Below are 9,371 nucleotides of genomic sequence, written 5' to 3'. Positions count from 1 at the left end.
CCCACTGTAGCACCGCGCGCCCAAACGCCCCAGAGACCACGCAACAACACGGCGTTTCGTGCTGCCTTCCGCGCCTCATTCCTCGGCAATATGGCCACCGCTTGGGCTCGCGCGTCCCCAACCAAAACCGCACCATCGGTGCGTGTCAGCGCGGCGGACTTGGCCGAGTTCGAGTTCTACACACCCTCACGATCAGCTGGGTCCGTCCTGGTGATCGACGTTGACCGTCCCGAGGCTGTTCTAGACATTTTCGACACGATCCCGCCCGAGATCCGGCCCTCCTGGATTGTGGAGACTCGCAAGGGCGCACAGGCCGGCTGGATGATCGACACTGTTGACCTGCGATCTACCGCCCGTGAACGCCCCGTCGCTTACGCCCGCGCTATTGGCGCGGCACTGCGCGAGGCACTGGCCGGCGACGAAGCGGTAGACCCGCTGACGCCTGTGCGGGTACGTAACCCCACCTACGCCCGCGCCGAGCTACGCGCGTCCGCCACTCCCCCGGTGTATGGGCTCAGGGAGCTACACCAGGCGCTCAAAACCGCGAACCTATGGCCCTCAGCGATGCGCTTCACCGGCCGCAGCGCGACCAAGAAAGCCCACCGTACGATCGCGGCCGCGATCGACACCGGCAACCGGAACCAGACTGTGTTCGACGTCGCTCGTCACGCCGCCTATGCCGGCGAGGACTTTGAGGCCGTGGCCTGGGAGACCAACGACGCAGCCCCCGAACCGCTGGGGACCAGTGAGGTGCGCGGGATCATCCGCAGCATCGCCCGATACATGGCGAACCACCGTGGCCACCGCTCCACCATCGCTATGCCGTCGCAGATGCGGGAGGCGCTCTCAGAGATGGGCCGGCGCGGCGGGCTGGCCAACACGGCCGCGCAGCGCGCGGCCCGTGCGCTTGGCCCCATAGCCTCCGCAGCCGCCCGCAAACCCCGCACGGACACCAAAGCCCGCACGGCCCAGAAGATGCGCGCACAGGGCCACTCAGCGGCCGCGATCGGGCAGAAGCTCGCAGCCTCACCGGCCACGGTTTACCGGTGGCTGCGCCGCCATGTGCGACATCAGTGCCGATTCTCACCAGTGGAGCATCAGGTGATCCGGAGAACCCCTCATCGCTCGGCAGGCTCTCCCCCATGGCACCCCCGGTCCTGGCCGCACCCCCGACACCAGACACCCGCACCCCGGTGCGCCCGGCAACTCCCGTCCACCGGACCCTAAATCGGTTCCAGCTCCTAAACTGCGCGGACTACAGGCAGCTCGTCCCACTGTGTTGTGTACCGAGGACTGCGCAGTTCACGCTTCATCTCCCACGCCTGACCCGCTTTGAGCCCCGCAGCGCCCAAACCGATAGCCGGCTGATCCAGTTTCTTGCGGATGGACTCGATCAGCGGCCCGATACTGCGTTCCTCGTGCGCGTCAGTAAAGAGATCGAACGTTGGTTCAAGCCCGGTTTTCTGCAGATCGGTCAGCACGATCCCGGCGCGGGCGTAGCGCACACCCTCTTCGAGCTTTGGCAGCAGCAGTTTCGCCGTCATGGTCAGGGTCACCGGGTCAGCCGTGGCAGAGGCCAGGGTGACCTTCAGCGAGGGTCCGCGGGCTTCCTCAGTGTTGAAATGACTCGTCATCGCCCACGCCGTCACCGTCTTCGCCTGGCGATGATGTCTCTGCAACCTGGCCGAGGCCCGCTGCGCATAGAGACTGAGAACCTGCGCCATTTCAGCCCTGGTGGTCACCGGCTTAGAAAAGGACCGAGAGACGATCAACTGGCCCGTGATCTCGGTCTCCTCTTCAAAGGGCAGACAGGGTGTGCCGCGCAGTTCTAGGCATAAGCGCATGATGACGATGCTGAATCGGTCCCGGAGCATCACCGGGTCAGCATCCCGGAAATCCTTGACCGTGGAGATCCCCCGGCCGGCCATCCGCTTGGCCATACGCCCCGCAATTCCCCACACTTCATCGACCGGGAGGTTCGAGAGCAACTGATCCCGGTGCGATTCCGGAACGGCTTCCCAGACACACACCCCGCCTAGATGATCGAGCTTCTTCGCAGCGCGATTGCTCATCTTCGCCAGCGTCTTTGTGCGAGCTATCCCGACACAGACCGGTAGCCCGAGGTGCTTCCAGATCCGGTCCCGAACCATCTTCGCCCAGCTCAGCAGCTCCGGCAGCGTCCCGCGCAGCTTCACGAACGCCTCATCCACGGAGTACTGCTGCACTTCTGCCGCGCAGTCCCGCAGCACCCCAATGAAGCGATCTGACATTTGCCCGTACAGCTCATAGTTCGAGGACTTCGCCACCAGGTTCATTCGCTCGGCCGAGGCGGCGAGCTTGAACCAGGGCTCCCCCATCTTGATCCCCAGCGCCTTAGCCTCCTTGCTCAGTGCCACGGCGCAGCCGTCGTTATTCGACAAGATCAGGACTGGCCGGCCGCGCAGCGTGGGGTCAAAGACCCGCTCGGCCGAGACGTAGAAGCTGTTGACGTCGATCAGGGCGATGTACTCGCGCGGTCCTGGGTTTGCTGGGGCCGATGGTGCGTCTAGACGTTGTGGATGCACTTGATGACGACTCCCCAGATATCGAGCTCAGAGAGTTCCCGGACCTGGATCGAGGGGTAAGAGGGGTTCTCAGCTTGGAGCACCACTCCCCCATTGACCAGCCTGAGCCGCTTGACGGTCATTTCGCCGTCGAGAATAGCGATCACCACGGACATGTCCCGCGCCGTCAGGGACCGGTCCACAATCAGCTCATCACCATCACTGATCCCGGCACCTTCCACCGAGTCCCCGGACACGCGGACGAGGAACGTGCTGTTGAGATCCCGGATCAGGTACTCAGAGAGATTAATCGGTGCTGTCTGGTAGTCCTGCGCTGGCGACGGGAAACCCACAGCAACTGACTCCGGGACCTGTAGAAGGCCCTGAGTCAGGTCGGTCTCATCGAGACTCTGGATCTGGTCGATACGCATGGGAGCCTCAGTATCTATCGAACATAGGTTCGACTGCAATGCAGACCTAGATCTTCAGATGCTTTCTTTCTTTCACGACACGCATCTTTCATGCATACATGCTTGCAAGCATGTATGCATGAAAGATGCGTGTCGTACTACTGGTCTCTTCAAAAGCATGTAAGAATGCATGCAAGCAAGTAAGCAACCATGAATGGATGCACACAATGACCAAGATCTGCTCAGTCTGGAGTGAATCAGGGGGAGTCGGGAAAACCACGACCGCTGTCTCCCTCGCTATGCTCGCCGCCGAACAGGGTCACCGGTCCTTGCTCGTGGATCTTGACCCCCGAGCAGCATCAACCAAGTGGCTCGAAATCGCGCCACACCAACAGGGATACCACGTTGGCGCAATCCTCGCCGCTGAGAACCCCGCCGGCTGGGCCGATGAACTTGCCGTGACCTCCACGTGGCACGAGAACCTATCTGTGATCCCCTCAGACCGTTCTGTGGCCAACCGTGAGGCAGAGAAGCCCGACGGGGGAGAGACTCGCCTCAGAGCCGCCCTGATGGGAACCGCTGCCGATGTGGTGTTCATCGACTGCCCCAACCGCCAGGGCGGCATGCTCGCTATGAACGCCCTTATGGCCTCGGGCAGTTTGGTCTACTCAGCTACCCCCACCGAGGATGGTGTGGACGGCGTAGAGGGAGCCCGCCAGACACTGGCCACCTTCGCCCGGTCCCAGCAGCTTCGCGGCTCGACACTAATCCCACTCGACCTCGGCGCAGTGATTACTAACGTGCGAGACACCGTAATTCCGAAGGTAGAGCGCGCCTCCATCGAGTACATCAACGACAACGACCTTGCGCTCAAACCCTTTATCCCCACCCGTGAAGCGGTCCGCCAGGCCCGCTACAACAGTGAGTGGTACGGCCAGCCCGGTTACGACCGAGCAGAGCCAGTCATCGCCGCCTACCGCCAAGTGCTGCACACCATCCTGGAAAGGACGCCAGACCAGTGACCCAAATGAAGCCTCGCACCCCCCGCATCCCGATCCAGCCCGCGGCAGATGAGCCCGTGGGAGTCCCCACGGCCCACGCCGCGCCGGCTACGCCGTCGGCTCCTGCCAAAGAGGAAGCGCTAGTGCCGCTATCCACGCGCATCACTGAATCTGCGCGGGACTCGATCCGGCGCACAAGCTTCGAAACCGGCAAGACGAAGCAAGAAATCGTTAACGAAGCTCTCGCCAACTACTTCGCCAGGTCATAGGAGAGGTGACGCAACTGAGGCTCAAGGAGTTGGCAGTTGACGTACCCCAAAACCACGTTGAGACGATCGGCGAGCCCGGCGTGGCAGACAAATCGGCGACGTTAGTGCGACAATAGACTGCACTAGTTCTACTAGGAGGTGGCCATGATGAGTGAGACGGTGCGGACGCACTCTGCTGCGGAGTTCCCGGTCAGGGACGTTTCGGAGATCGTCCAAGAGCTCACGGAGGTCTTCGGGCCGTCGTTGCTGTCCTTCATCATGGAGGTCGACAGCCGGTCGCTGCAGCGCTGGGCCGGGGGGCACGGCATCCGGTATGACTCAGAGAAGCGAGTCCGGGATCTCGACACCGTGGTCACGTTCCTGCGGCAGAAGGAAGAACCTGCCACGATCAGGGCATGGTTCATGGGGATGAATCCGCAGCTCGATGACGCATCACCGGCTGAAACGATCCGTGACGGCTCGGCCCGGGATGTCATGGCCGCAGCACGCGCGTATTTCAATGCTGCCTGAACACCTGGAGCCCCCGGCAATCAAGGACCTTCACGAGACGCGGCTCTTCCGCGTCGCTCGAGCGGATGACCCGTTCTACTGGTCAGAGATCTCTGCTGAGGATAGCCCGCGTAAGCATGCCGGTAACCGCTTCGACGTTCCTGGACATGGGGTGCTCTATTTCGCGAGCTCCCTTGAGGGTGCCTATGCGGAGACGCTGGCCCGGTTCCGTCCCTCTCCGGCGATCAGGAAGCACGTGGCAGAACAAGATCCCGGCTTCATGATGGTCGGGGGAGTGCCGCGGGATTGGCGAGAGAAGCGCACCATCGCAGAAGCAGTCTTAAATGACCCGTTGCCCTTCCTTGACGTGGAGAGCGCCCACACCCACGAAGTGCTTTCCACCGCCATGGCCGCAGAGCTGGTGGACCTGGGGGAGGGGGTCATCGATGTGGCCAGTGTCCGCGGACGCAACCGACTACTCACCCGAGCTATCGCGTCATGGGCCTTTGACCAACGCGACGCCGCCGGCAGGCCCATTTACGGTGGGCTGAGATATCTCTCCCGGGTGGATACTCGGTTCGAGTGCTGGGCGGTCTTCGGCGGGGCGGAGTTCCGAGAGACCAAGACCGGCCCAATCGAGCCTGGCACACCCGAGCTGGTGTCCATCGCGGATCTCTACAAGCTCCGCGTCTTCTAGCTTCACCCTCAGCGCGGTACCGCAGCATGTTGAGTGCGGGGGAGCACCTGATGAGTAAGACGACGGTGGCCTGGCAAGAGCGGAGAGCTCCTGCCAGGCCACACTCATCTCTACCGTATTGCTCGGGGGTGGTTATCGCTTTTTCGCGTTGCGGTAGGCCTCGACAATGTCGCGGTGCAGCCGACCCCGCCCAGAGACTTCGTAACCGTTCTTGACCGCCCACTGGCGGATCTGTCGCGCTTCGTTCTGTGGTGATGGTGGTGCAATGGCGCGGCCCTTGCGAATGTACTTTTTCAGGGTCTCGCGCAGCTCCTTGCCATGATCTTCACTGAGGTCGATCTCGTAGAAACGAGCATCCAGCCCAAACGTGACCGTCTCTCTCGCCTCGCTGCCATCGAGATCATCGACAAGAACTACTTCTACCTTCTGGGCCATCTCAAAACCTCACTGTTCAGTTGAAAATTCAAGGGTCTACCCTTCGAACTTCGGCTTGCCTCCGAACGATCATGTGGAGTCCTAACTAGCAATAAGTAACTTAAAAAAGGATAGTCCACGGATGAGAACTCGTCGTCCAGGTTTTTGCCAGTGAGAAATATGGTTCTGAAAAGTAAGCGGATACAAGTCCTGGACGCCCGAAGGCGACCGGAGAGCGCCACAGCGCCTCTTTGCGACCATTAAAAGCCGAAGGTGCCCCGGGGGTCGTGGTCGAACACGGAGAGGCCCCGCCAGCTTGATGCGTAGCCAGCGGGGCCCGGCCCTCTTATGTTCCCTGAAAGGAGACAGCCTGGTTCGAGGGGCCTAGGGCCAGACTGTCTCCTTTATCCTAGGGGACGCATCATGGAGCAAGGAAGCCATATATCGGCACGAATTTGACCATCGATTATGTTATACGGTGAGAATGAAATGAGAATGTATTTGGTTCAGTATCTCCCGCTGCTCGCGAAAGGACTGAGACATGGGAGGTGCACGGAGCGTGTCACCTCGTTAGCCGCGTAGACCCGGTAAAAGGGGGCTCTTGTTGTAACTCTTGTTGTAACTCTGGGCGCGTCGTGGCGTCACGTCATACAATTGTTGTTAACCAAACGCGGGAGGTAAGACGGATGGTGAATGACAGTTATTTATGCAGGGAGAGTCTCATTGCTGGAGCCTTGACAGGGAATCTTAGTGATGATGAGAGGCAAGAGCTCAAGCAGGCCCGCGCTGCGGACCCCACGATCGACGAAGAGGTCGATGAGCTTCGTACGACGGTCGAACGACTCGACGCGGCGGACATCACCTGGCGGGAGGGCAGTGTGCCCGATGGGCTCGAGGAGCGCATCCTTGCCAAGATTGCCGAAGAAGACAGAAGCTGGTCGCGTTCGTGACAGAGAACTGTCATCGGCGGTCCGGGGGGGGGCTCTAGGTAACCCGAGCACCGCTCATGGTGGTCCTTGAACGGGTTGTCCACGGTTCTAGACCAGGACTCCGCTGGACGGGGCTTCCTTGCCAGCGTCCAGGCGTAGCCGTTATTGATCACGTGGCTGAGCTGGTCCAGTGCCATCGTCGCGGTAGCCATGCCTCTTCCAGACTCGGCCACTACCTGTGGCATCGCCGACTTGCCTAGAGGGACCTCCGCGGGTTGTGCATCGTCGTGGAATTGAGCTCTCAGGGACTCCTGATCTCCATCCCTGTCGGACTCAATGGTCTTCGCGCGGGGATGCTCGATGCGCGGAGTGAACAGAATGTTCCCTTGTGCGTGGCGATGTGTAGTCGTCGCGGAAGGCGATGCCGTCGCAAAAGAGATCAAGTCGTGTCAGGCCTATGGCTCTAGCGGCACCTGTGAGGAGTAAAGTTGCGAATATATCGACTTTAGTTACTATGTGCAGACGGTGCTACAACTTTGAAACACCACCTATATGGCCGGTGGCTCTATATTCCCCCGGGTGTAGCCGCAGGCGAGCGGGGCCCCGATGCTTGACAGTTTCACCGAGAGAGCCGTTATGCAGGTCTTGAGCTACAGAGGGGTGGAGCGGATGCGTGACCAGGCTGACGCGTCTTTCGATATTTCTGACGCTTTCGAGAAGAATGCGGAGCCCCTGTTTGCATTCGCGCTCAACGCCCTGGGCGACCGTTCCGTGGCCGAAGACTGTGTGGAAGAGACCTTTGTGCGCGCGGGGCACGACAGAGACGGTTATACCGCTCAGGATGGTGCGGGCAGGACATGGTTGTTCTCCATCATGAGGAACATCGTGACTGATCAGCTGCGTGCCCGCGCTGGACGAGTGGCGCCAGCGCAGCGAGAGACCGCGGAGTGGGAGAGTCGATCAGCCATCGAGGACCGGCTCATGGAGGAGAGATTAGACCTCTATGAAGCTCTGTCAGGCCTCATCTCGGAGCACCGCGAGGTCATTGCAGCTGTGCAAATAGAGGGAATAACCTACCAGCAGCTCTCGGAACGGACCGGAGTGGGGGTGGGGACACTGCGGACGCGGATGTACAACGGGTTGAGGTGTTTGCAACAAGCCCTGGAGAGGAAAGGACCAAGCTGACGGGATGGTCGCCTCGATTGGTGAGTTCCATTGTCTGTGCGCGGACCACTTTTCGTTTGCTGGGGGAGACTGAAAATCCTAAGACAGACCTGGGCATTGGAGAGAATGCAGGTCACACAGTGATCCTGCCCCTTCTGTGGCCGCCCGCTTGCCGGGCCCGATCGATTGAAACAGCTCGACCCACGAGCTCAGCGCCGATGGGGCCCGGACTGCCCGTAACAGGTGCTGAGCCGTTCATAATTCGTGGTGTCTTGTTAACCGGTGGGGTGGGGAGACGCGGGTAGCGTTGCCGGTGGCTCCGCCGTTGTCCGGGCCTGACTTTGCCTCGTGGTGATCTGATCGGCAGGAGAGTTGTCTCCGCCGAGGCTGAGAGCTATCCAGTGATGATGACCCGGTTGGCGGGGTGCTGGCACTGATGTTCCAGCGTGTAACCGATGCTCTTACGGCACTGTCATGCCTGGTTGAGCTTGTCACCTGTGAGCATGGTGCCCTTAGGGACGCTGACCGAGGCTCGAGCTGGTCTGGCGGAGTTCAGGGACTGCTGACACTGCTGGACATCACGCCGGTGACACACGATCGATTATCGGTGCACGCGGAGTTCGCCGAGTGATCCGCCGGCTGGGGTTGTTCTATACGCCCGGTGAAGCGAACAGCGTGGTCCTCAGCCGTGCTCCGTTAGATCTTCTCGGCGAGGTTCCGTGCTTCTGTGTAGTACTGCGCGTCGACCATGACGGCGTACCGGTCGGCTTTGATGGTCTGGATGCTGGCGAAGTCTCGCTTGCCTCGGGTGGCCCAGTGAGCGACGAATCCGAATGCGGCTCCCCAGAAGGCGGCAAAGGCCACGCTTCCGAGGATGACCGTCAGCCAGATAGCTCCGGGAGCGAAGAGGCCGATTAACACGCCGAAGAGTACGCCGAACCAGGCGCCGCCAGCGGCTCCTGCGAGGGCGGCTCTACCTTTTGTCATGCGTCCAGTGATCTGTTCCTCAGTACGGACGCCAAGACCCACGATGCGAAGATGCTCAACTGGGAATTTGTCGTCGGAGAGACTGTCCACGAGGCGCTGCGCCTGGTTGTAGTCCGTGAACTCTCGCAGCACGGCCGAGGTCCTGGTGTCGGGCTGATCCGGGGTACTTGGTCCGGATGTGGGGAATGAGGTGTCGGTTGCTGAGGGTTGGGAAGAGACGTGTGACATGAGATGTCCTTTCTGATGACCACCTTTAAATAGGTGGTGGGCTCGGAGGGTGTCGGGGGAGGGGCCGGTCATCCTGAGAAGGGGCAAAATCAGGATGACCGACCCCTGTGATGACATGCCCTGCTCATCGGGGAAGCACTGTTGTCGATGAGCAGACCATGTCCACCGCTGGGCCGCATCACCCAGCGGGGGTCTATTGGATCGCGCAGGATTGGCAGATGATGCCTCTGTGGTGCGGTC

At 60.8% G+C, this 9,371-nt stretch carries 10 protein-coding genes; 6 read left to right on the top strand and 4 right to left on the bottom strand.

Features of this window, described 5'->3' with window-relative positions; genetic code table 11:
* The first annotated feature begins 90 nt into the window (after positions 1-90).
* Entirely contained in the window at positions 91-1,227 is a 1,137-nt protein-coding gene (locus BCL67_RS12980) for a replication initiation protein (protein ID WP_106123850.1), read from the top strand.
* 14 nt (positions 1,228-1,241) lie between these two features.
* On the opposite strand, the gene BCL67_RS12975 is transcribed toward BCL67_RS12980, so the two are convergent.
* Positions 1,242-2,564, bottom strand: coding sequence for a Y-family DNA polymerase (locus BCL67_RS12975; protein ID WP_106123849.1), 1,323 nt, complete (start codon positions 2,562-2,564; stop codon positions 1,242-1,244).
* Positions 2,546-2,974: a LexA family protein gene (locus BCL67_RS12970; protein ID WP_106123848.1), complete on the bottom strand. Its 429-nt coding sequence runs from the start codon at positions 2,972-2,974 to the stop codon at positions 2,546-2,548. The genes BCL67_RS12975 and BCL67_RS12970 overlap by 19 nt, the downstream gene beginning before the upstream one ends.
* Before the next feature lie 206 nt (positions 2,975-3,180).
* On the opposite strand from BCL67_RS12970, the gene BCL67_RS12965 reads away from it, so the two are divergent.
* The 3 genes from BCL67_RS12965 (at position 3,181) to BCL67_RS12950 (ending at position 5,409) form a co-directional block, all read left to right on the top strand.
* Positions 3,181-3,975 (top strand): ParA family protein, encoded by a 795-nt coding sequence (locus tag BCL67_RS12965; protein WP_258175059.1) that lies wholly within the window; start codon positions 3,181-3,183, stop codon positions 3,973-3,975.
* A 392-nt stretch (positions 3,976-4,367) separates the two neighbouring features.
* The gene (locus tag BCL67_RS12955) at positions 4,368-4,733 is read left to right on the top strand and encodes a hypothetical protein (protein WP_106123845.1); all 366 of its coding nucleotides are present in this window, start codon (positions 4,368-4,370) and stop codon (positions 4,731-4,733) included.
* Positions 4,648-5,409, top strand: a complete 762-nt coding sequence (locus tag BCL67_RS12950; protein WP_106123844.1) for an RES family NAD+ phosphorylase — start codon at positions 4,648-4,650, stop codon at positions 5,407-5,409. Before BCL67_RS12955 ends, BCL67_RS12950 begins: the two co-directional genes overlap by 86 nt.
* Positions 5,410-5,541: 132 nt before the next feature.
* Here the strand turns inward: BCL67_RS12950 and BCL67_RS12945 are convergent, their stop codons facing one another.
* Positions 5,542-5,844 (bottom strand): histone-like nucleoid-structuring protein Lsr2, encoded by a 303-nt coding sequence (locus BCL67_RS12945; RefSeq protein WP_106123843.1) that lies wholly within the window; start codon positions 5,842-5,844, stop codon positions 5,542-5,544.
* A 665-nt stretch (positions 5,845-6,509) separates the two neighbouring features.
* Here BCL67_RS12945 and BCL67_RS12940 point away from each other — a divergent pair.
* Entirely contained in the window at positions 6,510-6,773 is a 264-nt protein-coding gene (locus BCL67_RS12940) for a hypothetical protein (RefSeq protein WP_106123842.1), read from the top strand.
* 585 nt (positions 6,774-7,358) lie between these two features.
* Positions 7,359-7,937 carry an RNA polymerase sigma factor gene (locus tag BCL67_RS12935; RefSeq protein ID WP_106123841.1) on the top strand — a complete coding sequence of 193 codons (579 nt, stop codon included), beginning with the start codon at positions 7,359-7,361 and terminating at the stop codon, positions 7,935-7,937.
* A 675-nt stretch (positions 7,938-8,612) separates the two neighbouring features.
* Here the strand turns inward: BCL67_RS12935 and BCL67_RS12930 are convergent.
* Positions 8,613-9,035: a general stress protein gene (locus BCL67_RS12930; protein ID WP_106123840.1), complete on the bottom strand. Its 423-nt coding sequence runs from the start codon at positions 9,033-9,035 to the stop codon at positions 8,613-8,615.
* Positions 9,036-9,371: the final 336 nt, after the last annotated feature.

Source organism: Nesterenkonia sandarakina (genome assembly GCF_003003175.1).
GTDB classification, from domain to species: Bacteria; Actinomycetota; Actinomycetes; order Actinomycetales; family Micrococcaceae; genus Nesterenkonia; species Nesterenkonia sandarakina_A.
The sequence above is the reverse complement of the archived record's forward strand: the minus strand, read 5'-3'. Positions and strand labels throughout refer to the sequence as shown.